Annotated in this window: 27 protein-coding genes and 1 tRNA gene; 23 read left to right on the forward strand and 5 right to left on the reverse strand. The window is 70.5% G+C overall.

Going from position 1 to position 25404, the window contains the following annotated elements:
• Positions 1 to 14 precede the first annotated feature (14 nt).
• The 8 genes from IEY30_RS03040 (at position 15) to IEY30_RS03075 (ending at position 6980) form a co-directional block, all read left to right on the forward strand.
• Positions 15 to 1085, forward strand: a complete 1071-nt coding sequence (locus IEY30_RS03040; RefSeq protein ID WP_030146141.1) for a segregation and condensation protein A — start codon at positions 15 to 17, stop codon at positions 1083 to 1085.
• Positions 1078 to 1734, forward strand: coding sequence for an SMC-Scp complex subunit ScpB (scpB, locus tag IEY30_RS03045; RefSeq protein WP_030146140.1), 657 nt, complete (start codon positions 1078 to 1080; stop codon positions 1732 to 1734). Before IEY30_RS03040 ends, scpB begins: the two co-directional genes overlap by 8 nt.
• Positions 1731 to 2690, forward strand: coding sequence for a pseudouridine synthase (locus IEY30_RS03050; RefSeq protein ID WP_030146139.1), 960 nt, complete (start codon positions 1731 to 1733; stop codon positions 2688 to 2690). Before scpB ends, IEY30_RS03050 begins: the two co-directional genes overlap by 4 nt.
• Positions 2691 to 2736: 46 nt before the next feature.
• Positions 2737 to 3819, forward strand: coding sequence for a prephenate dehydrogenase (locus IEY30_RS03055; protein WP_030146138.1), 1083 nt, complete (start codon positions 2737 to 2739; stop codon positions 3817 to 3819).
• 82 nt (positions 3820 to 3901) lie between these two features.
• The gene (cmk, locus tag IEY30_RS03060) at positions 3902 to 4609 is read left to right on the forward strand and encodes a (d)CMP kinase (protein ID WP_030146137.1); all 708 of its coding nucleotides are present in this window, start codon (positions 3902 to 3904) and stop codon (positions 4607 to 4609) included.
• A complete protein-coding gene (locus tag IEY30_RS03065; protein ID WP_030146136.1) occupies positions 4606 to 5271 on the forward strand; it encodes a lysophospholipid acyltransferase family protein in 666 nt (221 codons plus the stop codon). Before cmk ends, IEY30_RS03065 begins: the two co-directional genes overlap by 4 nt.
• Positions 5272 to 5283: 12 nt before the next feature.
• Positions 5284 to 6819: a ribosome biogenesis GTPase Der gene (gene der / locus IEY30_RS03070; RefSeq protein ID WP_030146135.1), complete on the forward strand. Its 1536-nt coding sequence runs from the start codon at positions 5284 to 5286 to the stop codon at positions 6817 to 6819.
• A gap of 87 nt (positions 6820 to 6906) precedes the next feature.
• A tRNA-Pro gene (locus tag IEY30_RS03075) sits at positions 6907 to 6980 on the forward strand.
• Between the two features lie 142 nt (positions 6981 to 7122).
• On the opposite strand, the gene IEY30_RS03080 is transcribed toward IEY30_RS03075, so the two are convergent.
• Together IEY30_RS03080 and IEY30_RS03085 are read right to left on the reverse strand one after the other, a co-directional pair.
• Positions 7123 to 8469 (reverse strand): tyrosine-type recombinase/integrase, encoded by a 1347-nt coding sequence (locus IEY30_RS03080; protein ID WP_030146134.1) that lies wholly within the window; start codon positions 8467 to 8469, stop codon positions 7123 to 7125.
• A gap of 16 nt (positions 8470 to 8485) precedes the next feature.
• A complete protein-coding gene (locus tag IEY30_RS03085; RefSeq protein ID WP_030146133.1) occupies positions 8486 to 9136 on the reverse strand; it encodes a hypothetical protein in 651 nt (216 codons plus the stop codon).
• Between the two features lie 176 nt (positions 9137 to 9312).
• Here IEY30_RS03085 and IEY30_RS03090 point away from each other — a divergent pair, with 176 nt between their 5' ends.
• The 4 genes from IEY30_RS03090 to IEY30_RS03105 all read left to right on the forward strand — a co-directional run bounded on the left by IEY30_RS03090 (position 9313) and on the right by IEY30_RS03105 (position 12561).
• On the forward strand, positions 9313 to 9558 hold the full coding sequence (locus IEY30_RS03090; RefSeq protein WP_030146132.1) for a hypothetical protein: 246 nt from the start codon (positions 9313 to 9315) through the stop codon (positions 9556 to 9558).
• A 74-nt stretch (positions 9559 to 9632) separates the two neighbouring features.
• The gene (locus tag IEY30_RS03095; protein WP_156035037.1) at positions 9633 to 9965 is read left to right on the forward strand and encodes a hypothetical protein; all 333 of its coding nucleotides are present in this window, start codon (positions 9633 to 9635) and stop codon (positions 9963 to 9965) included.
• Positions 9966 to 10309: 344 nt separating this feature from the next.
• A complete protein-coding gene (locus IEY30_RS03100) occupies positions 10310 to 11155 on the forward strand; it encodes a bifunctional DNA primase/polymerase (protein WP_081920239.1) in 846 nt (281 codons plus the stop codon).
• On the forward strand, positions 11152 to 12561 hold the full coding sequence (locus IEY30_RS03105; RefSeq protein ID WP_030146129.1) for an AAA family ATPase: 1410 nt from the start codon (positions 11152 to 11154) through the stop codon (positions 12559 to 12561). Before IEY30_RS03100 ends, IEY30_RS03105 begins: the two co-directional genes overlap by 4 nt.
• A gap of 496 nt (positions 12562 to 13057) precedes the next feature.
• Here IEY30_RS03105 and IEY30_RS03110 read toward each other — a convergent pair whose 3' ends face one another.
• Complete coding sequence (locus IEY30_RS03110) at positions 13058 to 13738, reverse strand: SHOCT domain-containing protein (protein ID WP_030146128.1); 681 nt, start codon at positions 13736 to 13738, stop codon at positions 13058 to 13060.
• 336 nt (positions 13739 to 14074) lie between these two features.
• A complete protein-coding gene (locus IEY30_RS22095) occupies positions 14075 to 14206 on the reverse strand; it encodes a hypothetical protein (RefSeq protein WP_268240962.1) in 132 nt (43 codons plus the stop codon).
• A 175-nt stretch (positions 14207 to 14381) separates the two neighbouring features.
• Between IEY30_RS22095 and IEY30_RS03115 the strand changes: the two genes are divergently transcribed.
• The 10 genes from IEY30_RS03115 to IEY30_RS03160 all read left to right on the forward strand — a co-directional run bounded on the left by IEY30_RS03115 (position 14382) and on the right by IEY30_RS03160 (position 23209).
• Positions 14382 to 15353: a restriction endonuclease gene (locus IEY30_RS03115; RefSeq protein ID WP_052358083.1), complete on the forward strand. Its 972-nt coding sequence runs from the start codon at positions 14382 to 14384 to the stop codon at positions 15351 to 15353.
• A 29-nt stretch (positions 15354 to 15382) separates the two neighbouring features.
• Entirely contained in the window at positions 15383 to 15979 is a 597-nt protein-coding gene (locus tag IEY30_RS03120) for a hypothetical protein (protein WP_156035036.1), read from the forward strand.
• 161 nt (positions 15980 to 16140) lie between these two features.
• Complete coding sequence (locus IEY30_RS03125) at positions 16141 to 16563, forward strand: hypothetical protein (protein ID WP_156035035.1); 423 nt, start codon at positions 16141 to 16143, stop codon at positions 16561 to 16563.
• A gap of 809 nt (positions 16564 to 17372) precedes the next feature.
• Positions 17373 to 17741: a hypothetical protein gene (locus tag IEY30_RS03130; protein WP_030146124.1), complete on the forward strand. Its 369-nt coding sequence runs from the start codon at positions 17373 to 17375 to the stop codon at positions 17739 to 17741.
• Complete coding sequence (locus IEY30_RS03135) at positions 17741 to 18238, forward strand: hypothetical protein (protein ID WP_030146123.1); 498 nt, start codon at positions 17741 to 17743, stop codon at positions 18236 to 18238. Before IEY30_RS03130 ends, IEY30_RS03135 begins: the two co-directional genes overlap by 1 nt.
• The gene (locus tag IEY30_RS03140; RefSeq protein WP_030146122.1) at positions 18235 to 18459 is read left to right on the forward strand and encodes a hypothetical protein; all 225 of its coding nucleotides are present in this window, start codon (positions 18235 to 18237) and stop codon (positions 18457 to 18459) included. The genes IEY30_RS03135 and IEY30_RS03140 overlap by 4 nt, the downstream gene beginning before the upstream one ends.
• Positions 18456 to 19631 (forward strand): hypothetical protein, encoded by a 1176-nt coding sequence (locus IEY30_RS03145; protein ID WP_030146121.1) that lies wholly within the window; start codon positions 18456 to 18458, stop codon positions 19629 to 19631. The genes IEY30_RS03140 and IEY30_RS03145 overlap by 4 nt, the downstream gene beginning before the upstream one ends.
• Positions 19632 to 20103: 472 nt before the next feature.
• A complete protein-coding gene (locus IEY30_RS03150) occupies positions 20104 to 20616 on the forward strand; it encodes a hypothetical protein (protein WP_030146120.1) in 513 nt (170 codons plus the stop codon).
• Positions 20617 to 20732: 116 nt separating this feature from the next.
• Positions 20733 to 21467: a hypothetical protein gene (locus IEY30_RS03155; RefSeq protein ID WP_030146119.1), complete on the forward strand. Its 735-nt coding sequence runs from the start codon at positions 20733 to 20735 to the stop codon at positions 21465 to 21467.
• A gap of 56 nt (positions 21468 to 21523) precedes the next feature.
• The gene (locus tag IEY30_RS03160) at positions 21524 to 23209 is read left to right on the forward strand and encodes an Ig-like domain repeat protein (RefSeq protein WP_229674807.1); all 1686 of its coding nucleotides are present in this window, start codon (positions 21524 to 21526) and stop codon (positions 23207 to 23209) included.
• Between the two features lie 20 nt (positions 23210 to 23229).
• Here IEY30_RS03160 and IEY30_RS03165 read toward each other — a convergent pair whose 3' ends face one another.
• A complete protein-coding gene (locus IEY30_RS03165) occupies positions 23230 to 24639 on the reverse strand; it encodes a YibE/F family protein (RefSeq protein WP_052358253.1) in 1410 nt (469 codons plus the stop codon).
• A gap of 133 nt (positions 24640 to 24772) precedes the next feature.
• On the opposite strand from IEY30_RS03165, the gene clsA reads away from it, so the two are divergent.
• Positions 24773 to 25381: a cardiolipin synthase ClsA gene (gene clsA, locus IEY30_RS03170; RefSeq protein WP_030146116.1), complete on the forward strand. Its 609-nt coding sequence runs from the start codon at positions 24773 to 24775 to the stop codon at positions 25379 to 25381.
• Positions 25382 to 25404 lie beyond the last annotated feature (23 nt).

Genomic DNA, 25404 nt, shown 5'->3' on the forward strand with positions numbered 1-25404 from the left:
TCCGCAGTGATCTGATGACCGAGCAGGACACCGTCGACCGCACCGCGGTCGACGCCGACGACGCTGCCCTGCCTGCCGAGCAGGCCGACGACTCGGCGCTCGTCCCGGCTGCCGCACCGGCCGAGCTGACTCCCGGGGGCGTCATCACGCGGCGGGCGTCCACGCCGTTCGAGGTGCACCTCGACGTCTTCTCCGGCCCCTTCGACCTGCTGCTCGGCCTCATCAGCAAGCACAAGCTCGACATCACCGAGGTCGCCCTCGCCAAGGTCACGGACGAGTTCGTCGCCCACATCAAGGCGGCCCAGGCCGCCGAGAGTGACTGGGACCTCGGGCAGGCCTCGGAGTTCCTCCTCATCGCCGCGACGCTGCTCGACCTCAAGGCCTCGCGCCTGCTGCCGCAGTCCGGTCCGCAGGACGACGAGGACCTGGCGCTCATCGAGGCCCGCGACCTGCTGTTCGCGCGGCTGCTGCAGTACCGCGCCTACAAGGAGATCGCCAACACCTTCCGCGACCGGATGGCCACAGCGGGGCGCATCACCCCGCGGCAGGCCGGGCTCGAGCCCGAGTTCGCGAGCCTGCTGCCCGAGCTCATCATCGCGATCACCCCGGAGCAGTTCGCGAGGATCGCCGCCCGGGCGATGACGCCGAAGATCGCGCCGACCGTCGGCCTCGAGCACCTCCACGCGCCGCAGGTCAGCGTGCGCGAGCAGGCGGCGATCATCGTCGACCGGCTGCGCCACCGGGGCCAGGTCTCGTTCAGGAGTCTCGTCGCCGACGCCGACAGCACCCTCGTCATCGTGGCCCGCTTCCTCGCGTTGCTCGAGCTGTTCAAGGAGGCTGCGATCGCCTTCGAGCAGGCCGAGGCGCTCGGCGAGCTCGACATCCGCTGGACCGGCACCGAGGCGGGCGACATCGCCATCGACGACGAGTTCGACGAGGACGACGAGGACGCCGAGGACGCCGAGGACGATGGCGACGCGGGCACGCCCGAGCAGGCCGAGGACGCGAACGACGACGCGAACGACGACGCGAACGACGAGACGGGCGGCGCCACCGCCCCACGGACAGGAGCAGACGATGAGTGACCAGTCGGCGCAGGGGCCCGACGCGACCGCCGAGCCGGAGGAGCTCGACGAGCGCGAGGGTGCCGACGAGCAGATCGCCTTCGACATCAACGACTTCCCGGGCGGCGCCCGCTCGGCCCTCGAGGCCGTGCTCATGGTCGTCGACGAGCCGGTGACCGAGGTCGCGCTGGCCTCGGCGCTCGAGCTGCCCGTCGAGGACGTGCGGGGACACCTGCACGCCCTCGAGGAGGAGTACGCCGCCGCACAGCGCGGGTTCACCCTGCGCAGCGTCGCGGGCGGATGGCGGGTCTACAGCCGGTCCGACTTCGCCCCCGTCGTGGAGAAGTTCGTCCTCGACGGCCAGCAGGCCAAGCTGACACAGGCCTCCCTCGAGACGCTTGCCGTCATCGCCTACCGCCAGCCCGTCTCCCGCGCGCGGGTCAGTGCCGTACGCGGCGTCAACGTCGACGGAGTCGTGCGCACGCTGACGTCGCGCGGTCTCATCGAAGAGGTCGAGGACCTCGGGGAGAGTGGCGCGATGCTGTTCCGCACCACGCCCTACTTCCTCCAACGCATGGGGCTGTCGTCGCTCGACGACCTCCCGGCGCTGGCGCCCTACCTCCCGGACGCCGACGTCATCGACGAGCTCATCGAGGAAGGACACGCATGAGCGAGTACTCCAGGTCACCCCGTCAGCCGCGCAAGAAGGGCGGTCCGTCGGGACCGTCCGGCGGCGGTTCCAAGGGCCGCGCCGGTCGCCCCACGGGCACACGCAGCGGCGGCAAGTCAGGCGGCGGCGGCGGCAAGGCGAGCGGTCCGCGCTTCGCCGGGTCCACCAAGGCGAGCCAGCCCACGAAGCTGCCCGACCGCAAGGCCGTGCCCCAGATCGACGTGCACGACCCCGACGGCGTGCGCCTGCAGAAGCTGATGGCGGCCGGCGGCGTCGGCTCCCGTCGCGTCTGCGAGAACCTCATCGAGCAGGGCCGGGTCGAGGTCGACGGCCAGGTCGTCACCGAGCTCGGCGTGCGCATCAACCCGCAGACCCAGGTCGTCCACGTCGACGGCGTCCGCGTCAACCTCGACGAGGACCGCGTCTACCTCGCCTTCAACAAGCCCAAGGGCGTCGTCACGACCATGCACGACGAGCTCGGGCGCATCTCCCTCGCCGACTACGTCGGCAACCGCGAGGAGCGCCTCTTCCACGTCGGACGTCTCGACGCCGACACCGAGGGCCTGCTGCTGCTCACGAACGACGGCGAGCTGGCCCACCGGCTCCAGCACCCGGCATACGGCGTCCTCAAGACCTACATCGCCACGATCCGTGGCCCCGTCCAGCGCGACGTCGGCAAGCGGCTGCGCGAGGGCGTCGAGCTCGAGGACGGGCCGGTGAAGGTCGACTCGTTCCGCATCGTCGACCACCAGCCCGGCAAGGCCATGGTCGAGGTCGTGCTGCACGAGGGACGCAAGCACGTCGTCCGCCGCATGCTCGAGGCCGTCGGCCACCCCGTCGTCGAGCTCGTGCGCACGGAGGTCGGTCCCATCCGCCTCGCCGACCTCAAGTCGGGGCGCACACGCCGGCTCAACAAGGCCGAGATCGGGGCGCTCTACAAGGCCGCCGGTCTGTGATCCGGACGTCCCGTCGGCGTGACGAGACGCTCGCTACGCTGACGGGGTGACCACGCACGTCCGCATCGTCGGCACTGGGCTCATCGGCACCAGCTTGGGAATTGCGCTGTCCCAGAACGGATTTCGCGTCTCCCTCGACGACCCGTCCCCGACCGCCGTCCGTCTCGCGCGTGACCTGCGGGCGGGGGAGGTGGCCGACGAGCAGCCCGGCGCGCCCGACGTCGTCGTCGTGGCTGCGCCCCCGGACGTCGCGGCGGGTGTCGTCGTCGACGCCCTGAACCGCTGGCCGGACGCGGTCGTCACCGACGTCGCCTCGGTCAAGGAGTCGGTGCTGAGGGTCGTGCTCGACTCCGGCGCCGATGCCAGCCGCTACGTCGGCTCGCACCCGATGGCTGGGCGCGAGCGCTCCGGCGCGGCGGCCGCGCGCGCCGACCTCTTCGACGGGCGGGCCTGGGTCGTCGTGCCGCACGAGGCCTCGACCGACGCCGCGGTACGCCGTGTGCGCGAGGTGGCGCTCTCGGTGGGCTCCGCCGTCCGTGTCATGCCGGCGCACGAGCACGACGAGGCCGTGGCGGCCGTTTCGCACGTCCCTCAGCTAGCGGCGAGCATCGTCGCGGCCTGCCTTCGCGAGCTGCCGGAGTCCGCGGTCGGCCTCGCCGGCCAGGGCCTGCGCGACGTGACCCGCATCGCCGCCAGCGACCCCCGGCTCTGGACCCAGATCCTCGCCGGCAACGCGCCGGCCGTGCGCGATGTCCTGCGCCACGTGCGGGACCAGGTCGACGACGTCGTGGGCGCTCTCGACTCGCTGGCCGACGCGGACGGGGAGGGGGCCCTCGGCACCCTGAGCCGCGTCCTCGAGGCCGGCAACCTCGGCCACGCGCGGATCCCCGGCAAGCACGGCGCCGCGCCCGCGGCATACGAGGTCGTGTCCGTGGTCGTCCCGGACGAGCCGGGGTCGCTCGCCCGGCTGCTCACCGACGTCGGCGCGGCCGGCATCAACCTCGAGGACCTGCACCTCGAGCACGGGCTCGGGCAGGCCGTCGGAGTGGCAGAGATCTCGGTCGTCCCGTCCTCCGTCGAGCCGCTTCGCGCGGAGCTCGCGCGGCTCGGGTGGCGCGTCCACGACTGACGAGCGCGTGGCCCCGAGGATGACCGGTCCGCCCGGCGGGCTGGTCCGGGTGGGGCCCGGCCCAGGCACTATCCTCGTCCGCATGTCGCAGACCCCCGAGGAGCACCTGTCCGGATTCGTCGTCGCCGTGGACGGGCCCTCCGGCTCGGGGAAGTCGAGCGTCAGCAAGCAGGTCGCGCGTACCCTCGGCTTCGGCTACCTCGACACCGGCGCGATGTACCGCGCGCTGACCTGGTGGTGCCTGCACGAGGACGTGGACCTGACCGACGCCGACGCGATCGCCGCTGCGGCAGAACGCTTTCCGCTGGCCATCGGCACCGATCCCGACGCTCCCACGGTCACCGTCGGAGGCGCCGACGTCGCGGCCGCGATCCGCGAGACGCGGATCTCCACCAACGTCTCGGCGGTGGCCACGGTGATCCCCGTCCGCGAGATCCTCCGGGTCCTCCAGCGACGCCTCATCTCCGAGGCCTCGCAGGCCAAGGGCGGCGTCGTCGCCGAGGGCCGCGACATCACGACCGTCGTCGCCCCCGACGCACCCGTACGCATCCTGTTGACCGCCTCGGAGGAGGCCAGGCTCGCACGCCGGTCCACGGAGCTGCACGGGGCGGCCGACGCCGCCGCCGTCGCCGCGACCAGGTCGCAGATCGTCGACCGCGACAAGGCCGACTCCGCGGTCTCGGAGTTCACTGTCGCGGCCGACGGGGTCACGACGATCGACACCTCGCACCTCGACTTCGAGGGCTCGGTCGAGGCGGTGCTCCAGGTGGTCGGGGCGGCGCGGGCATGAGCCAGGCGGTCGCTCCCCACCCCAACCGGGCCCGGATCGGCCGCCCGATCGGCAAGGTCATCTTCAGCACGCTCTACCGCGGCACCGCGCTGCACCCCGAGCGCGTCCCGCTGGCCGGTCCCGTCATCCTCGTGGCCAATCACGCGGCCTTCCTCGACGGGCCGCTCGTCTTCGGGCTCGCTCCGCGGCCTGTCAGCTTCCTCGTCAAGCAGGAGGCCTTCTCCGGCTTCTGGGGCTGGACCATCCGCAACGTGGGCCAGATCCCCATCGACCGTTCGGTCGGGGACCGCGCCGCCCTCGCGTCGGCCAGCGCCGTCCTCGAGGCCGGGGGAGCGGTCGGGATCTTCCCCGAGGGCAACCGGGGCGACGGCGAGGTCCACCAGGTCAACCACGGCGCAGCGTGGATCGCACTGCGCACCGACGCCCAGATCGTGCCCGTGGCCGTCAGCGGCACCCGCGCACCAGGCTCCACGAAGGACGACTGGCCGGCGTTCCGCTCGCGCCTCGTCGTCGACTTCGGGGACCCGTTCCGGTTCGCCGTCGACCCCGCGGTGCCGGGCCGGGACCGCCTCCGACTGGCCAGTGACCAGCTGCGCGACGCGCTCGCGTCACATGTACGTCGCTCGCGGGTGGAGAATGGTCCCTCAACAGACGTTCACTGATTCGAGGACACCGTGACTGACGAGACCGCCCGCCCCATCGACGAGGGCGCTCCGATCTCGACCCCCGACCACGCCGTCGACCCCGTCGCCGGCGCCGTCGGCGCCCCTGAGCTCGACGACGCCGCCGTGGAGCGCGCCCTGCGCGCCGGGCTCGACGACTTCGAGCTCAGCCCCGAGGACCAGGCCCTGCTCGACGCGCAGGGGGCCCTCTCCGACGACGGCGCGGCCCAGGGGCCGCTCCCGGTCGTCGCCGTGGTCGGCCGACCCAACGTCGGCAAGTCGAGCCTCGTCAACCGCATCCTGCGACGCCGCGAGGCCGTCGTCGAGGACGTGCCCGGGGTGACCCGTGACCGGGTGTCCTACGAGGCCGAGTGGGGCGGGCGCCGCTTCACCATCGTCGACACCGGCGGCTGGGAGGCCGACGCCACCGGCATCCACCTCCGGGTCGCCGAGCAGGCCGAGATCGCCATCGACCTCGCCGACGTCGTCATGTTCGTCGTCGACGCCACGGTCGGCGCCACCGACGACGACGAGGCGGTCGTCAAGCTGCTGCGCCGTTCCGGCAAGCCGGTCGTGCTCGTGGCCAACAAGGTCGACGACCAGCGCGGCGAGGCCGACGCGGCCATGCTGTGGAGCCTCGGGCTCGGTCAGCCCTTCCCGGTGTCGGCGGTGCACGGCCGGGGGAGCGGTGACGCCCTCGACGCCGTGCTCGAGGTGCTTCCCGACGTGTCGGCACACGGCGCGTACGCCCAGGGTGGCCCCCGGCGCGTCGCTCTCGTCGGCCGGCCCAACGTCGGCAAGTCGAGCCTGCTCAACCGTCTCGCCGGATCCGAGCGCGTCGTCGTCGACAACGTCGCCGGCACGACCCGCGACCCGGTCGACGAGCTCATCAAGCTCGGCGGCAAGACGTGGCGCTTCGTGGACACCGCCGGCATCCGTCGCCGGGTCCACCAGAGCCGCGGCGCCGACTTCTACGCCTCGCTGCGCACCCAGACCGCGCTGGAGAAGGCGGAGGTGGCCGTCGTGCTCATCGACGCCGAGGAGCCCATCGCCGAGCAGGACATCCGCGTCGTCCAGCAGGTCATCGACTCGGGGCGCGCCCTCGTGATCGCCTACAACAAGTGGGACACCCTCGACGAGGAGCGCCGCTACTACCTCGAGCGCGAGATCGAGAAGGAGCTCGTCCAGGTGCCGTGGGCGCCCCGGGCCAACATCTCCGCCCGCACCGGGCGACACATGGATCGCCTGGTGCCAGCGATCGAGACCGCGCTCGAGTCGTGGGACACCCGCGTCCCCACCGGCCGGCTCAACGCGTTCATGGGGGAGATCGTGGCTGCCCACCCGCACCCGCTGCGGGGTGGCAAGCAGCCGCGCATCCTCTTCGCGACCCAGGCCTCGACGCGGCCGCCGCGCTTCGTCATCTTCGCCTCGGGCTTCATCGAGGCCGGCTACCGCCGCTTCATCGAGCGTCGTCTGCGCGAGCAGTTCGGCTTCGAGGGCACGCCGATCGAGGTGTCGGTGCGCGTCCGCGAGAAGCGTCGCCGCTGACTCGAGGCCCGACCGAGGCGCCCACGGGGGCCGATTGGGACCAGTGGCACCCGGTGCGCTAATGTTCCTTTCGCCCCGAGGGGCATTCGGGCTGTGGCGCAGCTTGGTAGCGCACTTGACTGGGGGTCAAGGGGTCGCAGGTTCAAATCCTGTCAGCCCGACCGAATCGCAGGAGAAGGAAACCCGCCGCTCACCTGCGGAAACAGATGAAGGCCCCTGCCGGACTATCACCCGGCAGGGGCCTTCTTCGTGCCCGCGTCTAAGGGCCGTTCTAAGGGATCGCGAGAAACCTCGCAGCGGCTATCACTCCGCTGCGGACTGCCTCGTGCCCGACCCGAGCAGGTCGAGCGCATCGTTGGTCCCCGTCGACGTGGCGCTGGGCAGGTACGTGCTCAGATGCACGTCGACCCGGTGACCGAGCAGGGCGGCACGGGCCGCCATCGGCACCCTGAGGTCGTCCATGCGCTTCGCCAGCGAGTGACGGCAGGAGTGCAGGTGGATGCGCTTGACCCCGGCGTCGTCGCAGAGGTGACGGAAGCGGTCGGAGTACCACTCGGGCCGCACCGGGGCCCCGAGCGCGTCGACGAGAACGAGGTCGTGGCTCGTGTCGTACGCCGTGCCCGCCTTGAGCCGGTCGGCAGCCTGCCGGGCCTTGAGCGCCCTCAGCAGCGCCATCGTGCCGGGGTGCAGGCGGTCAGGCTCGACGGTGCGCCACCGCTGCCCGGACTTCGGCTCGCCGATGATGCTGCGCTGGCCCTCGTTCGCCTCGATGAACCGCTGGCCCTGCAGGGACACACGTCCCTGCGACACGGTGACGGTGCCCGCGTCGAGGTCGACGTCGGACCACCGCAAGCCGCAGATGTCCGCCCGCGTGAGGCCGGTCAGGGTGAGCCGCCACAGGGCCGCGTAGGGGTCGGCGTCGGCGGTGTCGCGGAACTGCAGCAGGGTGTCCCACTCCCACCATTCGAGGTTGCCGAACCCGGCCCTTCCTCGGACCGACGGCAACTCCACCGTCTTGTCGCGGGCTGGGTTGGCGTCGAGGACCTTCTCGGCCACGGCGAGGTCGAGCACCTGAGCGAAGGCGATCATCGCGGCCCTGATCCCTGGTGCCCCGAGGGCCTTGCCGGTGCTGGCACCCTCGGTCTCCATCCAGTCGATGAGGCCCCTGACGTCGTTCAGCCGCAGGCTCCCGACCTGACGCTGCCCCAGCCGCCGCACGACGGGGCGGAGCGCGAAGTAGTAGCCCTCGCGGGTCACGGGGCGAACCTTCCGCTTGCCCTTGAGCCACCGCTCACACAGCGCCTCGACGGTCTCGGCCTTGGTCCCGACGTCCTCCCCGGCCTCGATGCCCGCCCGCACCTTGGCGACATGCGCGCGTGCCTCCACGAGGGTGTTCCACGTCCGCCACTGCTGCTTGCCCGACGGCAGCGTCATGATCGTGCGGAAGCGCACGACACCCGCCTTGGTGACGGCCCGCTGGATCGGCTCGCCCACCTCGGGACAGGCGGGACAGGTCCACGCACGCGGGGTGTCGGCGCTGTCGAGCACCTGCAACCAGCCCTTCTTCCTGAGGGCCGAGACGCTCCCACGCGGTTTCGCGTCGCCGCAGGCGAGGCAGACGTGCAGGGCGTTCTCGGGCAGGTTCCTCACCCTCAACCTGGGTTTGTCAATCGTCATCTTGCTGCTCCTTCTTCTTCGTGGTCGCCCGGCGAGCACCTTGCTCGTCGGGGGTCTGTGTGGCCGGAGGCGACGCACGCCTGCGGCCAGTCGTGGCGGCGTCGATGAGGCCGAGGTCGCGGGCCTCGCGCACGTACTTGTCGATGGACCACACGGTCACGCCGAAGTGGTCGGCCAGCGCCCTGCGCCGCCCGATGCGCCTGCCGTCGACGATGACGCTGACCGGGGTCGCGTTCCACTGGGCCGCGAGCGTCTCGGGTGACGGGGCCTCGTCACGGACGTGGACCTCGCCGGGCTTGGAGGATGCCACCTGCAGGGCCTCTCCGAGTGGAGCGCCTTTGTCGCGCTCGGCCTCGGTCGATCCGATGAACCCCGCCGCCGCCTCGGTCAAGTAGCCGAGGGACACCTGCCGCAGCGCGGCCTGATCGATGGAGCCGCCACGGATCATCAGGGACGTGATGCGTGGCCTGCCGCGCCCGCCCTGCTCGACGGTCACATGCCACTCACGCCCCGAGGAGGGGTCGAACACGACCACCACCTCGTCACGGGCTCCCGTCTCGAAGGCGTTGCCGTCGTCGTCGAAGTCGATGACCGGGCGGAGGTAGCCGTGGGTTTCCCATCGCTCGTAACTGCGTTTCATAACTACAAACGTACACCCTTGGCGTTTCGATAGCGCGTGCCTACCTTGGAAATCAAAGGGGACCAACCTGGCCCACCCTCGACCGCGAAGGACCGCTCATGATCGCGCCCGTCTCCCACCCCAACGAGCCTCACCGCAAGCCACCGGCTGCACACCCAACGCGAGTCAGCGATGTCGTGGACCTCGCCGTCATCCCGGTGTTCAGCCTCACCGAGCCGAACTACGCCGGGCTCCTCGGCCTGTCGGAGTGGAAGGCATACGAGCAGGCCCGGCGCGGGGTCGTCGAGACGATCCCCCTGCTCGGCAGCAGGAAGGCGGTCCTCGTCGCCCCACTGCTGCGCCGCCTCGGCGTCGAGGGCTCGGGGGAGCCGCACGCGCCCACCGACGAGCAGCACGCGGCTGCCAGTGGACATGTCCAGTGAACGCGCCGAGGGCGGTCGAGCCCGAGCAGGCCGACCGCCCTCCGTGCCGCCCCCACACGTCCTGCGATGACGGAATGGAGATCACGATGAACGACACCGAAGGCTACCGCGATGCGCATGACGACCGCCCGCTCCCGGCGTGGCTGGCCCACGACGAGATCATCGCCGCTGTCATCGGGGCATGGGAGCAGGACGAGCGCGACAGGCGTGGCCTTGCACTGCTCGATCGCGTCCACCGCTGCGCGATGGCCGCTGTGGAGCGCGACCGAGCGGCGCACCCCAGCCCATTCCCCTTCGACCTGCGCCTGCCCTCGACATTCGAGGCGAGGTATCGCTCCTACGCCCTGAGGGTCCGCGTGTGGCAGCGGGAGCACTGGGCGGACCGGCTGCCACCGACCTCCGCTTAGACGTCCGCTTAGAGCGCCGCTCGCGCCCCGTGGCTCACCTGCAGCGACCCGGTGATGCCCGCTTCACAGTGCGTCAAGTGCCCAACAGTGGGCGGAGAGCCTCCTCCACGCCTGCAAACCGATTGCCCACTTGCCCAACGAGATTCACGAATCGTCCAAGGACAATCTTGTCAAACCCTCACTGGCAGAGAGAGATTCACGCACCGGCCTATCCCATAGGGCAGCGCTGCGCGACAATCTCATGGACCACATCGCGGGGCCTCACACGGGGCCGGAGCAGCCACAGACAGCACGAGACCGGGCCTTGCGGCCCGGCCTCGATCCCACAGGAAGGATAGCCCGAAGTGGCTGCTTCTCGCGAGACCCCCGCCCCTCTTGACCCGCTCGCCGCACGCATCCTCGACGCCGCTCTCGTGATCGCCGCTGGCGGCCAGCCCGTCTTTCCTTGCTATCCCATCGACGTGGGGGAGTCCGAGGCCAAGTCGCCGCTGACCACCCACGGCTTCCTCGACGCCTCGCTCGACGCCGACCAGATCACGACGTGGTGGACCCGCTGGCACGCTGCCGCGATCGGGATGCCAACCGGTCTGCGCTTCAACGTTCTCGACGTGGACAACAAGCCGGGCGGCGTCAACGGCTACCTCCGGCTCGACTTCCTCGACCAGATGGGCCTTCTCGCGGGTGCGCAGAGGTACGTGCGCACCCCGTCTGGCGGCAGGCACGTCTACTTCCCCGTCGACCCCGACGACCCGATGCCGAACGCGGTGTGGGCGAAGTGCGGCATCGACCTGCGGGGCGAGGGTGGCTACGTCATCGCGCCCCCTTCGGTGCTGTTCACGCCCGATCGGCGGGAGGCCGGGTCGTACGAGGTCACGACCGAGCGCAACGATGCCGAGCACGGCCACCCGTCCCCGCTCGACTGGCGCCATGTCAGGCGGCTGCTCGTTGGTGAACCGAGCACCCCGTCGCCTAAGGCCTACCGGGGCGCGGGTGGCATCGAAGCCCTGGCAGCGTGGGTGGCCCGTGTGGAACCAGGAGGTCGCAACTCCGGCCTCTACTGGGCGGCCTGCCGGGCGATCGAAAACGACCTCGACCCGAGCCCGTTGGTCGACGCGGCGATGAGCGCTGGGCTGTCGTGGACCGAAGCGTCCCGGACCATCGCTAGCGCTGAGAAGGGCGTGCAGCGGTGAGCGCCTTCCAGATGGACGACGAGGCCCGCGAGCGCGGCGTCCAGGCACGCATGGAGCAGGCGGTCGATCTCGATCGCCTTGTGGCTGAGAACCCTTGGTACACCCCGCATCCCAGCGTGTCCGCCATCACGGAGGGCATGAGCCATGAGGTAGTGCAGCGGCTGCTCGACCACGATCAGTTGCCGTCGTCCAACGCCGCAGCGGCACAGGTCAGCCTGCGCCCTGACCTGCTCCTGCGTGGCTGGCTGGGCGGCAGGGTGGATGCCAGCGGGCTCCCGCTGCCCTCGTGCCTGCTCTACCCCGGGCTCCTCCACCTCGTGATCGGCGACTACGGCGCACTCAAGACGTGGTTCGCGCTGGTCGCCACTGCTGAGGCGGTCCGTCGCGGGGACCGGGTGCTCATCATGGAGAACGACACCGGCCAGACGCAGATCATGCAGCGCCTGCAGGCGATGGGACTCCGCCCGAGCCAGATCGAGGCGCAGGTTCTGCACATGAGCACAGCGTGGCTGGGCGAACGGCTGGCACGGAACCCGCTGCACGGGCCAACGACGGTGCATGAATGGTTGGAGCACGCCGTGGTGACGAGCAGGGCGGCACTCGTCATCGTGGACACGGCAACGGCCTATCTCGCCGCTCAGAGTGCCAACGCCAACCAGTCGGGCGACATCGAGTTGGCGTGGAACGTGTTGCGCCGCATCGGCTTCGGCATGGCCCGCAGGTGGACACCCACGGGGCTCGTGAGGCCGCAAGAGCCAACCCGGCCCTCGGTGCTGGTGCTCGACCACCCCAACAAGGCCGACCCGAATGGGAAGGCGGGAGGCTCGGGCTACAAGCAGTCCGGCGTGCCGGTTGTCTTCCACCTGCGGCAACGCGATCGCCTCAAGCCGGGCCTCGTGGGCTCGTCACAGGTTCGGCTGTTCAAAGACCGCCCCGGCGCTCTCGGAGTGCCGCAGGGCGAGGACGCGGAGTCCATCGTGGGCTACCTCGTCGTCGATGCCCGCGAGACGACGGAAGCCGACCCGACCTCCCCGGTGGTGGCCTCCCTGTCGGAGCGCGGCCCGGCATTCGGCCACGACGACCCACTGACTCAGGGGCTCGCTGACACGGCCACACGCGGTCTCGATACCGCCGCCGTGCGTGGTGAGGCACACGCCAAGGTCATGTACGAGGTGCTCATCGCCGCTCCGACCGCCCTTCCGAAGTCGCAGTGGCGAAGCGCCGAAGCGCTCAGGGGGAGCGGTATCGACGTCCTCGAACGTGGCAGGCTCATCGACTCGCTCCTGGAAGGGAAGTACCCGGACCTGCGGGTCGACTCGGGCCACGGACGTGTCCCGAGCGGCCAGAGGGCGCTGTTCTGCTGGCCTGCCTCGCAGCCGGAGAAGGACCCCGGAGGGAGGTCGTGAGCACCCTCTCAACCCGACCGGGCAACCCGACCGAAAGCAGCCCGTTCCGGTCGGGTCTGCCGGTCGGGTTGAAGGAGCCAACCCGACCGACCCGACCGGTCGGGTCCGGTCGGGTCTCCGGTCGGGTTGGTGCGGTCGGGTCTGCCGACAACCCGACCGGGTGGGTGGGGGGTCTTGAAAAGACCCCCACCCGGTCGGGTTGGAGGGCGACCGCCGAAACCGTGTCCTGCCAGAGGGCATGGGTAGTACCGTCCACCGTCTGCCGGACACCCTTGTCCGGCAAGGGAACCGAAGAGAGCAGCACGATGAGCAACCACAGCAGCGCGCTGCGGCTCGCGCTCCGCGCCTCCGCCCACGCCACCTCACCGCCTGTCAGGTGGAGGCACTCCTGTTCCTGCAGGTTAGGCGGCGGGAACCACCGCGACTCTAAGGGCGCGTCTAACCAGGGAAGCCGCTGGGCCGCTGCGAACCTGCGCCCGCTGCGGCGGGCGGGCGCCTAGAGGCGCGACAGAACATCGGCCTTCTTTGCAGCAAACTCCTCCTCGCTCAGGATGCCGGCATCGCGAAGACCAGCGAGTTGCTGAAGTTGAGCCGCGAGGTCGGTACCGGCAGCGGGGGTCGATTGAACAGACGGCTGCTGCACCACCACCGCCACCGGTGCGTTCGCTCTGTCCTGCAGCCCTTCCATGGCGTCGATGATCGCCTGGCGGAACGGTGGGGCATCGTCGTGGCGCACCCGGAACGAGATCGTATTCACCGCCGCCCCTGCGGATGTTTGAACATCAATCCTGTGATACAGCATCCCATCTCGATGATCGGAGACATTCGTGACGTGCTTGAGCAGCACCATGTCGTGTTCGTCGTTGCCGCCCTTGACCCCTGTCACGGCAAGCGACATGCCAACCGTGAACACGCCCGTGGTGATCTTTCCTGCGGACAAGCCTCGGGGGCGCTCCCACTCCAGCCGGTCGGGCCACAGACGCACTCTGGCGTTCTTTCCGGCAATATGGCTCTCCACTTCGTAAAGCGGCGTCAAGGCCGCTGGCACCCAGTCACGATCGGGGGCGGGCTCTGCCTTCTCCGTGACGTGCACCTCCGAGGAGATGTGCTGAGTCCTTTGCCTCGCTTCGTCGACAGCCTGTGACGCTGCCCCCTTCATCTTGTCCATGAAGCCCATGACTATCCGCTCCTTTGGGTCATCGCGGGCCTGGCCGAGTCCTGTTGCCCGACCAACCCAGACACCATCACTCTCCGGCGGCCCGCTAGGGAAAGCGAGTGCCATAGGTCCCGATCCGTTTGTGTGTCCGCTCACACAACTCCTCCCGGCCCCTCCCTCGGTGGGGCTTTACGTGGCTAGCGCACCGCAAACCGTGGCAGGAGCGCCGATCGGAGGGCAGTCAGGGCAACCACACAGCCGGGCGCGTAGAGGGCCGGAGAAACGCGCCTAGCGACGCCCGGTGGGGTGGGGAGAGAAACGGGGATTCCCCTTTCTCACGCCGGGCGTCGCTGGGGCTCAGCGGCACCACTCGCACAGGAGGAGCATCACGCCGTCCTCGATGACGGGCAGCAGGTCCGCGAGGGAGTCGCAGCCGTCGCAGATGCCGGTGGTGTCGGTCTCAGTCGTGGGCTGCTCGTCGTCGGTCATGGCATCACGGTCTCCAAAGGCCCCGATCAGTCTGCAAGGCTCGTCAAGCCGGCGCTTGTTGAACGCGAGGAGCGTTTTGCCGGGCCTGTGTTGGCACCCCCAGATAAGGTCGGCAGCGACCGCAGATGCAGACGAACACAGGGGCAGCGTCGCCATGTCGGAAACAACGTCGAGCATGACCTCCGAGCAACTTCCGGCGTACTCGGACCTCATTCTGCCGACCGTTCGTGCTGTCATCGCGCTCGGCGGTTCGGCGACCGCCCGCGAGGTAACGAGCCAGGTGTTGTCAGACCTAGCGCCGACAGAAGACATGTTGGCTGTGACGCAGCCCAACCGTCCGGAGTCATCCGTCCTCATGGAGCGCATTCAATGGGCAAGGTCTTACGCCAAGTTGATCGGTGCTCTTGAGAGTCCGAAGCGCGGCGTGTTCTTGGTGACGGCGCTCGGCAGGGAGTTGGCAGCGCTGCCGCGCGAGGAGGGCTCCCGGCGGACGCTGGCGCTTGATCGCGAGTACCGCCGCAACCGGCCCAAGCGAGCGCGCGAGCGCACCGCCGAACCGGCTCCTGCCGACCCTGAGGAGGCCGAGGCTCAGGCAGCCGAGGCCGAAGAAGAAGAGTCGCTGTTCACTCTTGAGACGACAGGCAGCGAGCCGGAACGGTGGCAGGACGTCCTCCTCGCCCGCCTTCACCGGCTCAGCCCAGACGCCTTCGAGGAGTTCGTCCTCTACCTGCTCAGGCTTTACGGCCTGCAACTGGAGCGGGTGGGCGGCTCTGGCGATGAAGGGATCGACGGCATCGGGACGGCCCCAATCAGCCCGGTGCTGTCCTCTCGTGTGGCGGTGCAGGTCAAGCGCTTCGACCCGAACGGCAGAGCCGTGAGCCGCGAGGTGGTGGCTCTATTCCAGCGCGATGCGCAGACGAAGGGTGCGGAGCGGGCAATCCTCGTCACGCTGGGCAAGTTCTCGGAGCCCGCACGCAAGGCCGCGATCGTGACCTCGCCGACCGTGGATTTGATCGACGGCGAGCGACTTGCCGACCTCGTGAAGGAGCAGAGGCTTGGTGTCCGCTCGGTGACTCGCGTCGACCCCGCGTGGTTCGACAGGTTCGACTCACCCACGCCCAAACCACTCAGCAACAGGGCCGTGTGACGGCCGTGGTGCAGGGCGTCGGGGATTGGATGTCGAAGTGGGACTGGGGCGACGTGCCCACTTGGGTTGCAGGTTTGGTGACAGCGCTGGCTGTCAGCCTGAGCCTGCTGCAGGTGGCGCGTGAGCGGGCCGACCGACTCGCTGATGAGCGCCAACGCGAGAAGGACGAGAAGCGGCGCGAGGAGGAGGCCCGCAGGGCGCAGGCTTCACATGTGGCCGCGTGGTATGCCGGGATGTCTGGGGGCATAGACGGCGGAAGCGATCTCGCTGGACTCTCGAACGCCTCCAAACTCCCAATCTATGAGGTTGTCGTGACGATGGTGCTGGTGCGGGGTGCTGGGCCACGACAGGGCACCGAGATTCCCGGTGACGACGAGCGCAGGGCCCGAGTGGACGTCGTACCCCCTGGGCAGTGGCGAGTCGATCTCGGGAAACTCGGCTGGGGCGGAATGCACACCCACCCGGGCATAGAGATCGCCTTCCGAGACGCCGAGGGTCGCAGTTGGAAACGTCTCGGTACGGGTCAGCTCGATCCCATCGATGAGGCCCCCCTCGATCACTACGGCATGGGGGTGCTGTTTCCTTACTCCGGGCTACAGCCCGTCCAGGAGCCCCGAGGGACGTGAGTCGCGGTCAAGGGGGAGCGCGCACGTCCGCGCAGTTCAGGGCCCGTAGGGGGGCGGCGTTCTAACGGAACGTCTAAGTACGGACCGGTGAAGGCCCACAGGCAGTGGGGATCACTCCCGATAGCCTGCCGCGCCTCCGCACAAAGGGGCAGACTCGCAGCATGGCAAGCCCCTCCTTGACTCTGCAGCCCAGCGTCGACGACTACGTAGGCGCGTTCGACTCCATCAACGTCACGGCGAAGCAGAGGGCCATGCTGGAGTTCCACCATGCGGCCCCTGGGCGGGCCGTGTCGGCCACGACGCTGGCGAGCGCTGTCGGCTTCTCGAACTACACCAGCGCCAATCTGCAGTACGGGAAACTGGCGGGCCATGTGGCCGGTGCGCTCGGCCTCGTTGTGCCTGAGCATGTGCTCGTTGGAGTCCTCGTGACGTTCGTGTACCCCGATCAAGCGAAGAACGAGCAGTTCCTGTGGGTGATGCGTGAGCGGGTCGCTCTGGCTCTTGAGGAACTGGGGTGGGTGCCGAAGGTGTCCCAGTACCTGTACCCCGACCTCGCGATGAAGGCTCTCGCCGAGGACGGTTAGCGGTGACAGTGGCTCACTGATTGAGGTGAATGCCCTTGTCGGTACTACCGATTGGGACTCTCGACAACCCCATTGAGGCCGCCTAGCATTGGGGCCAAGTGCTGCTGGCTAGTGGGCCGGGCTCCGATTCGATGACCTTCGGGTCACGTCAGGACCGCCCCAGTGCCGCCCACCGCTCCACGTCCCGCCACCTGTGCTGCAGGCGTGCACCTCACGCCCGCGAGGGCGTGGCTCTGATGCCCTGCGCCTGTGGTCAGCGAGGCCCTCGCCGCATTCCTGCCCGCCCGTACCCCTACGGGCGGGTGCCGTCGCGGACGGCGACCACAGACTCCACCCGGACGACTGAGCGCCTCGGCGGGCCTGCCGGTCGTCCGGGTGGGCCGCACCCTCCCGACGAGCATGACGAGGGCGACGGGCCGGTCTCCGATGCCTCGTAGCCGCGTCTCCACCAAGGCTGCCGAGCACCGCCGCCGCGCTCGTCGCCGCGCCGAGGCTGCGGGAGTGCCGATCCCTGAGGCGGCAGCGCTCCGAGACGGCGGGACGCCCAGAACGACACCACGCGACACCGGCTGGCGCGGTGGGGGAGCGGCGGCAGCCCGAGTCCTGCCGAGCCCAGCGCCCAGCGCCGCGCCAAGCCCGGTCGTGCGCCCGGCCCCAGTGCCGAGGCTCGTCATGGCGTGCGAGCAGTGCGGCATCGAGTTCCCCGTCGAGTCGGCACGGGCCCGCCGCCGCGCCCTCTGTCCCCGCTGCCTCAATGGGGCACCTGCCCCAGAGGGTCCTCGGGGTCGTCACTGGTCCATGGAGGAAGCATGAGCGAGCAGCAGCCACAGCAGCCGCGCCGCACCATCGCGGTGACCCACACCCACGGAGGTCTCGGCTCCGAGGCCCTGCTCCGGCAGGGCGAGCACCGCCGCATCATCGAGGCCCGAGGCCTCGCAGATCGTGTCGCCGCCATCGAGCCCCGACCGCCCGCTCCGGCAGCCACGCTTGACTCGCCTGTGCCGCCAGCGCCGTCCTCGTCGCGGACCGCACGCACCCCGAGGCCGTCCGGCCCGATCGTCGTCAACGTCGCGGAGGCGAAGGCGCGGCAGGAGCAGCGGGCCGCCCACCGGGCCGAACTCGACCGGATCGAGTCGGCCATCGACGCCGCCCTTCGGCCTGGGGAGATGCACTTCTGATGAGCGCGGAGCCAACGACGGCGGGCTACCACTGGACGTACGACGGCCCGCACGAGCCGCTGTTCAACCCAACCGGCCAGCGGGTGTGCGAGGTCCCCGGCTGCACGCGCAAGCACGTGTCCAAGGGCCTGTGTGCCATGCACCGGAAGCGGACGAAGTTGACCGGCGACCCGATGGTGGCGAGCAGGTTCGCCACCGAGGAGGAGAAGCGGGCGTTCGTGGCGCGGGAGCGCGCCGAGCGCAAGGCGATGCGTGAGCGGTACTGGCGCGACCGGCAACTCGACGCCGCTGGGCGTCGAGCGCTGGGCGAGGCTGCTCGTCGCCGGATCAGGCCCGAGGCGAAGGCGCTGGTCGCCGCCCTCGACACCATGCCCGAAGCCGAGCGCGCTGCCATCGCCGCCGTCGTCGTCGGTGCCCTGCTCGGTCGGGACGTCGACCTGGCGACCTCAACCGCCTCCACCCGCCACAACCACGATTCCGAAGGGGTCACCTCATGAGCGCCGCCGACAACGCCGACACCACCACGACGACCACCGCCTCCGCCCCGACAGAGCAGGCCACGGCGCTGCTGAGCATTCTCGACGCCATGCCGCAGGAGCAGCGTGCCGCCGTCGCCACCGAGATCGTCGGCGTCCTGCTCGGTCGTCCCGTCGACCTGTCCACCTCACCCGCCTCCACCGCCAGCCACGACCACGAACCCGAAGGGGCCACCTCATGACCGCCGACACCTCGACCACGCGCCACCCGAGGACCCCACCGCCCGTGATGAGCGAGCAGGAGGCGGAGCGGCTGCGCGCCGCGTCGAGCGACGACCCGATCGCGCTGCCCGAGGGTCACCTCGGGTGCGCGTCCTGTGGCATCGCCACCGCCCCGCCGCTCTCGCGTGCCGCCGTGATCTACGCCGACCTCTGGGGCAGCGGGCCGACCGGGACCGTCAGGGGCAACGAGCGCCGTGTCGCGCTGGGCCTGTGCCTGTGCGGAGTCTGCGCCGACCGGGCCGCCCGCGCTGTCGCTCTCGCCGCCCGGCACCCTGCCCTCATCGGCGCGCTCGGGCAGCACCGCGCCGTCGAGGCTGCCGAGGGAGTCCTCACGGCGCTGGACCTGCTCGGTGTCCCGGCCCCGCCGCTCTACCTCGACGACAAGCGCCTGTCCATCCTGATCCGCAACCTCGGCTCGACGGGGCTCGGGCTGCGGTGGCGCTCACACGTCCGGGCCGAGCGCATCGTCGACCGCGCCAACCCGCATCGGTGGGCGCACGTGCGCGCAACCGACCGCTCCGACCTGCGTGCCGCCTACGCCAGCGCCCTCGCGGACCGGGTGCTCCTCACCCGTGGGTCGGTGAAGGTCGTGCCGCCCGAGTTCACCGCCGACGACGTGGGCAAGGGTCAGCACCCCGTGGCCGGTGGGTGCGGCGTCTGCGGCGTCGGGCACGTCGAGGTGGCGGCGGCGAGGGCACGCGGCCCCCACGTCGCCCGCGACGTGTGGACCCTGCACACAGGCGTCGCGCCCGCCTCGCTCGGCGCGAGCAGTTCCCCGGTGACGCTCACGATCTGGCTGTGCCCGGCCTGCGAGGACGCCTACCAGTGGGAGCACTCGATGGGGCCGAGCCTGATGGAGCGTGCCCTGTTCGTCTACCTCGGCACCCTGGGCCAGCAGCCGCCCACCGTCGAGGTGCAGGGCCTCATCGGGTGGGCCGGGCTCCACGCCAACGCCCTGCGCCGGGACCGGCCCGTGCCGAGACCCAACACGGTCCCGTTCGACCACCTCGACCTCTCGCGGTTCACCGTGCGGACGCCCACCGCCGTCGACCCCGCGACCACACACGCGGAGGTCGAGGCGCAGGTGGGGGCCCAGGCGCTTGCTGCGTCGGGCGAGGTCGCAGTCTCGTAGCGACGGTGGGCCTCAGTGCGCGTCTAACGAGCGTCTAAGCAACGGCACCGACCCACACCGATCTGGGCCAACCCCGACCGCGCTCCGGGTCAATGATGCCCGCGCAGGACCGACCCCAACCAACCCCAAACCACCGTGTGACCGTCTCTGGGGGTCAAGGGGTCGCAGGTTCAAATCCTGTCAGCCCGACCGAACGACGAAGGGCCGCACTCTCCACGGAGAGTGCGGCCCTTCGTCGTTGCTGGCCCGTCGCACCGTCCGAAGAGGCGGTTGCCGGACCGTCGTGGGGTGGCGCGAATCCGCTTGTACTGCAAGCCCTCCCGCCGGGCACTGCAAGGACTCCCTTTGTGGCACAAGCCTTGCGCAAGGTATGCGCAGCGTTGCCCGAGGTGCCCTCGTTTCGGCTGTTTCGCGTGTCAGTGTTGCTCCAGCAGCACACCAAGAAACGGTAAAGCCACTCGAGGGAAAGGTCATGGGGGACACCATGCGCAACGAGAAGAAGAACTCCAAGAAGAAGAAGTCCGCAGCTTTCGTCGCCGCCGGTGTCATCGGCCTCGCGACCGCCGGCGGCGCGTACGCCTACTGGGCCAGCCTCGGTGGCGGCACCGGCACGGCCACCACGAGCACGGGTGCCTCGAACGTGTTCGCGGTCACGGGCAACGTCGCCAACGCGATGTTCCCCGGCGACACCGCGCAGACGGTCACGGCGACGGTCAAGAACAACGGCACCGAGAACTACAAGCTCCAGGCAGTCAAGGCCTACGTCACGACCGACAAGCAGGGCTGTGACGGCAGCAACTACAAGATCAACACTGTTGCGGCCCCGACCAGCGCGTCGGACGCGGTCGCCATCAGCGTCACGCAGGCCGACCTCGCCCCGAGCGGGACGACGACCGGCACGTTCACGATGCAGTTCAACAACAAGGACGAGGACCAGAACGCCTGCAAGGGCGCTGCGGTGACGCTCCACTACATCGCCAGCTGAGACCCGGACGGGGTGGGACGCCGCATCGACCCCGGCGCCCACCCCGTCCGCCACGTCCGTAGCAGTGAGGCCCCCGGACAGGGCCAGGATGCCGTTCCAGACAGGGGAGCACGACCGTGACGACGCCGACCAGCACCAGGCAGACCGCCTTGGGGCTGTTCGGCGTCCTCGTCGTTCTGGCGACGTCGGCGGACACGCTTCCCGCCGTCGCTCCCGGCACGCGGCCGGCCGCCCCGGTCCTGACCTCGGTGCCGGCCGACCCGACGTCCAGCGTGACCAACACCGCGACGTGGACCCACCCCCGACCGGGCACGCGCTTCCGCTGCTCGACCGACGACCGGGGCTGGTTCCCCTGCACGTCGCCCCTGACCTGGGCGCTCGACCCGACGCGAGCGGGCCGCCACCGGCTGTCCGTCCTGGCCGTCGGCCCGTCCGGTCGTGAGTCGACCGCCGTGACGTACTCGTTCTCGTACCGCGACGCCCTGCGCGCCTCCGGTCTCCGCTTCACGGTGACGGGCGGCGTCGGCGACCTCACCCCCGGGGTGTGGCGCCAGGTCCCGGTGCGCGTGACCAACCCCGGCCCCGTCGCGGTCCGGGTGACGGCGCTGGAGCTGCACCTGCCGGCCGACAGCACCCCGCCCGGGTGCAAGGCTGCCACCAACCTCGAGGTGCGACAGCCGCGCCTGGCCGGACCGGACGCCCTCGTGGTGCCTGCGCGGTCCACGGTCACCCTTCCCGCACCCGGCGTCGCGACCGCCGCGATCCGCCTCCGGGACCTCGCGACGGTCAACCAGGACGCCTGCAAGAGCAAGTCCTTCGCGCTCACCTGGTCCGGGACGGCACGGCAGTGATGCCGACCCTGACGCCCCCGAAGACGCGCGCACGCCGTGCCGCCCCGAGCCGCGGCGTGCGCGCCCTTCGTGTCGGTGTCCTGCTGACGGTCCTGATGTTCGTCTCGGGCACCGCGTGGGCGGCCTGGACAGCGTTGGGCGGCGGGACGGGCCAGGCGACGACCGGGACCCTGGTCGCGCCCTCGGCCGTCACGGCCACCGCGGTGAGCGGTGCCTCCAGCGTCGGCGTCACCTGGACCGCGCCCTCGACCGGGGTGTCGCCGAGCGGCTACCGGGTCGACCGCACCGACACGTCCTCCGGCAGCACCGTCGCAGCGTGCGGCTCGTCGAGCTCGTCCCTGGTCACGGGCACGTCGTGCACCGACACGTCCGTGCCCGACGGCGGCTACCGCTACACGGTCGTCGCCATCCGTTCCGGGTGGACGGCCACGAGCGCCACGAGCAGCCCCGTCACGGTCCTGGCCACCGTCGCGACGTCGGTCTCGTTGACGTCGTCGGCGACGCCGTCCGTCGTCGGCCAGCCCGTCACGTTCACCGCGACCGTCAGCGCCGCCTCCGGCACCGCGACGGGCTCCGTCGCGTTCCGCGACGGCGGCACCACCATCACGTGCAGCGGCGGGAGCCAGACCCTGAGCTCCGGCGTCGCCACGTGCGTCACCACGTTCGGTTCCAGCGGCACCCGCTCCATCACGGCGGCGTATGCCGGGTCGGCACCTTTCGGCGCGTCCGCGTCGTCCGCGGTCAGCCAGGTCGTCAACATGGCGCCGACGACAACGAGCGTGGCCTCCTCTGCGACGCCCTCGGTGGTCGGGCAGCCGGTGACCTACACCGCGACGGTGTCGGCGGTGGCCCCCGGTGGTGGCACCCCGGCCGGCAGCGTCACCTTCAAGGACGGTGCCACGACCCTGGCGTGCACCGGCGGCACCCAGACCCTGAGCTCCGGCGCGGCCACCTGCGTCGTCGCCCACGGCTCCGCGGGCACGCGCGGCATCACGGCCACGTACGCCGGCTCGGCCAACCACGGGTCCTCGACCTCCGCGGCCGTCACCCAGGTCGTCAATGCTGCCTCCACGACGACCAGCCTGACGACCTCCGCTGCGACTGCCACCACGGGACAGAGCGTCACATTCTCGGCGACCGTCGCTCCGGTGGCTCCCGGTGGGGGAGTGCCGACGGGCACCGTCTCCTTCAAGGACGGCTCGGCCACCATCAGCTGCTCCTCCGGCACGCCGACGCTCAACGCCTTCGGGATCGCCACGTGCACGACGTCATTCGGCGCCGCGGGTTCCCGCACGATCACGGCGACGTATGTCGGCAGCTCGAACCACCTGTCATCGACCTCCGGGGCCGTCACTGAGTCCGTCGTCAACCCCTCAGCCGTCGGACTCGCCTTCGCTGGCGTCACGGTGGACGGCACCAGCGTCGTGCCGGCATGCACCGGCTCCGCGGCCTCCGGCTATGCCTGCACCGTCAGTGGCGGCAACAACGCGGTGGTGTCGGCCTTGGTCGGCTTCGTGGACAGCACGGGCGACCCCATCGCCTACAGCTCGGCGACGGAAACCGTCTCGTGGACGGCCACCGGCAAGACTGCCGGGTCGGGCACCGTGACGGTGGCACCCAACGCGACCGCGTCCACCGCCAAGGTGTCCGCCACGAAGACAGGCAGCAATGCCGCCTCGATCACCGTGACGTACACGACGGCGAGCGGCGCCACCTGGACCGCGACCCTCACGGTGAGCTGACCAGGCCCAGCGGTGGGCAGTCAGCTCGACGTCATCCGGGCCCGGGCTTCGGCACGGGTGGCCGGGGGCGGTGGCCCGCTCGCAGCCCTGACCAGGTCGGCCGCAGTCGGGCCGCTGAGCTCCGACCCGACCTCCTGCGACGGTGTCACGTCGGCTGACGGGTGGACCGAAGGCTTCGCCGTGCCAACGGTCAACGCGGCGACCGCAGTCGTGACGGGCACCGCGAGGACGAGGCCGATGGCGCTGGCGAGCGTGCGCACGATCTCCTCCGACAGCGACTCCGTCTGGAGCATCTCGAGGACGGGACGCTCGTAGAGGAAGAGGAGCAGCAGCACGGGAAGGGCGGCACCGGCATACGCGAAGACGATCGTGTAGATCGTCGAGGCGATGTGGTCGCGCCCGATGCGCATGCCCGACTGGAAGAGCTCGCGACGCCCCATCGAGGGCGCCGCGGCGCGCAGCTCCCACACCGCGGACGACTGCGTGATGGTCACGTCGTTGAGCACGCCGAGCCCGGCGACGATGATCGCGCAGGTCAGCAGCTCGCGCGGGTTCATCGTCGTGACGAACGAGGCGAGGGTCGCCCCCTCGTCGTTGGCGACGCCACTGAGACGCGCCATGTCGACCGCCAGCAGGCCGAGGCCGGCCGTGATCCCGACGCCGAAGAGCGTGCCTGCGAGCGCCGTGCTCGTGCGGACCGAGAGGCCGTGGGCGAGGTAGAGGACGACGAACATGATCGCCGACGAGCCGATGAGCGCGACGAGCAGGCCCGACTGACCGTCGAGCAGCGCCGGCAGCATGAACTTGACGACGACGAGGCCGCCGAAGCCGAGGCCGGCCAGTGCGAGCACCCCACGCCACCGAGCGACGACGGCCACGACGACGAGGAAGAGGGCGAGCATGAGCGAGAGCGGCGCTCCGCGCTGGACCTGCAGGAAGGAGTACGTCTCGGGCTGGCCGCTCTGGGGCGGTGTCCTCAGCAGCTGGACGGTGTCGCCCTCACGCAGGCCCGACGACGAGACCGCGGGCGGCACCGGGACCGACACGACGGGTCGCACGTCGCCGGAGGTCGCTGTGGGCTGCTCGAGCTGCACCGTGATGGCGCCGCACGTGGGCGCCGAACCACCGTCACCGGCCTGCCCGCCCGAGGACGCGTCCCCAGCGCCACCGGTCGGCGTGGCGCAGACGGGCAGGGTCTCCTGCACCTCGGCGATCGGGAAGGTCACGCCGGGGGCGGCGAAGTCGGTCGTGCCCACCCGGTTGGGGGTCTGCGTATCGCCCGGCCAGTACCGCACGAGCCCGTAGACCGTCGCCGCGGCGGCGACCACGAGCAGGAGGGTCAGGCCCACGCGGGCCAGCGTGCTGACGGCGACTGCGCCAGAGGTGCTGCGAGCGTCGTGGCTGTGCGTGTGCGAGTGTCCGCCGGGCATGGTGGTGAGTGTGCCAGAGCCACTGCGCACTGCGGCCGTCCGATACGGCCCGGCTGCCAAGGCTCCCCGCCGTGTCCGGATCGATGCCGAAGACGCGCATCGAGCTGTCCGGAGGCCGGTTAGGCTTGCCGCCGTGGAGGTCGAGAAGGCGGGGGAGCGCGAGCACGTCGTGACGGAGCGTCTGGTGACCATCCCCAACGTGCTGTCGGTGCTGCGCCTGCTCGGGGTCCCCGTCTTCCTCTGGGCGATCGTGTCCGAGCGCGACGGCCTCGCGCTGCTGCTGCTGCTCTTCTCCGGGGTGACCGACTACCTCGACGGGAAGATCGCCCGCCAGTTCAACATGGAGAGCCGACTCGGCCAGTTCCTCGACCCCATCGCCGACCGGCTCTACATCCTCACGACCCTCTTCGGGCTCGCGTGGCGCGAGATCATCCCGGTCTGGCTCGTCGTCGTGCTCCTCGCGCGCGAGGTCGTCATGGCGCTCATGCTGCTCTTCCTGCGCTCGCGGGGGCAGCTGGGCCTGCCGGTGCACTTCGTCGGCAAGGCCGCCACCTTCAACCTGCTCTACGCCTTCCCCCTCCTGCTGCTGGCCCACCGTGACGACTGGCTGGGCGCGCTCGCACGTCCCGTCGGGTGGGGCTTCGCCTGGTGGGGCGTCGTCCTCTACTGGCTGGCGGCGGTGTTGTATGCCGTCCACGCGCGCATCGTGCTGACGCGGGGTCCCCGGGCGGTGACCTCGTGATCGCACCACGCCGGCCGGACGAG

Origin of the sequence: Terrabacter tumescens (assembly GCF_014646815.1) — a bacterium.
GTDB classification, from domain to species: domain Bacteria; phylum Actinomycetota; class Actinomycetes; order Actinomycetales; family Dermatophilaceae; genus Terrabacter; species Terrabacter tumescens.

What these genes read in the sequence shown, in the direction of transcription:
- IEY30_RS03040 (WP_030146141.1), top strand. Translation starts at nt 15, where the DNA reads ATGACCGAGCAGGACACCGTCGACCGCACCGCGGTCGACGCCGACGAC.
- scpB (WP_030146140.1), top strand. Translation starts at nt 1,078, where the DNA reads ATGAGTGACCAGTCGGCGCAGGGGCCCGACGCGACCGCCGAGCCGGAG.
- IEY30_RS03050 (WP_030146139.1), top strand. Translation starts at nt 1,731, where the DNA reads ATGAGCGAGTACTCCAGGTCACCCCGTCAGCCGCGCAAGAAGGGCGGT.
- cmk (WP_030146137.1), top strand. Translation starts at nt 3,902, where the DNA reads ATGTCGCAGACCCCCGAGGAGCACCTGTCCGGATTCGTCGTCGCCGTG.
- IEY30_RS03065 (WP_030146136.1), top strand. Translation starts at nt 4,606, where the DNA reads ATGAGCCAGGCGGTCGCTCCCCACCCCAACCGGGCCCGGATCGGCCGC.
- IEY30_RS03085 (WP_030146133.1), bottom strand. Translation starts at nt 9,136, where the DNA reads ATGAAACGCAGTTACGAGCGATGGGAAACCCACGGCTACCTCCGCCCG.
- IEY30_RS03095 (WP_156035037.1), top strand. Translation starts at nt 9,633, where the DNA reads ATGGAGATCACGATGAACGACACCGAAGGCTACCGCGATGCGCATGAC.
- IEY30_RS03110 (WP_030146128.1), bottom strand. Translation starts at nt 13,738, where the DNA reads ATGGGCTTCATGGACAAGATGAAGGGGGCAGCGTCACAGGCTGTCGAC.
- IEY30_RS22095 (WP_268240962.1), bottom strand. Translation starts at nt 14,206, where the DNA reads ATGACCGACGACGAGCAGCCCACGACTGAGACCGACACCACCGGCATC.
- IEY30_RS03115 (WP_052358083.1), top strand. Translation starts at nt 14,382, where the DNA reads ATGACCTCCGAGCAACTTCCGGCGTACTCGGACCTCATTCTGCCGACC.
- IEY30_RS03120 (WP_156035036.1), top strand. Translation starts at nt 15,383, where the DNA reads ATGTCGAAGTGGGACTGGGGCGACGTGCCCACTTGGGTTGCAGGTTTG.
- IEY30_RS03125 (WP_156035035.1), top strand. Translation starts at nt 16,141, where the DNA reads ATGGCAAGCCCCTCCTTGACTCTGCAGCCCAGCGTCGACGACTACGTA.
- IEY30_RS03130 (WP_030146124.1), top strand. Translation starts at nt 17,373, where the DNA reads ATGAGCGAGCAGCAGCCACAGCAGCCGCGCCGCACCATCGCGGTGACC.
- IEY30_RS03135 (WP_030146123.1), top strand. Translation starts at nt 17,741, where the DNA reads ATGAGCGCGGAGCCAACGACGGCGGGCTACCACTGGACGTACGACGGC.
- IEY30_RS03140 (WP_030146122.1), top strand. Translation starts at nt 18,235, where the DNA reads ATGAGCGCCGCCGACAACGCCGACACCACCACGACGACCACCGCCTCC.
- IEY30_RS03145 (WP_030146121.1), top strand. Translation starts at nt 18,456, where the DNA reads ATGACCGCCGACACCTCGACCACGCGCCACCCGAGGACCCCACCGCCC.
- IEY30_RS03150 (WP_030146120.1), top strand. Translation starts at nt 20,104, where the DNA reads ATGGGGGACACCATGCGCAACGAGAAGAAGAACTCCAAGAAGAAGAAG.
- IEY30_RS03165 (WP_052358253.1), bottom strand. Translation starts at nt 24,639, where the DNA reads ATGCCCGGCGGACACTCGCACACGCACAGCCACGACGCTCGCAGCACC.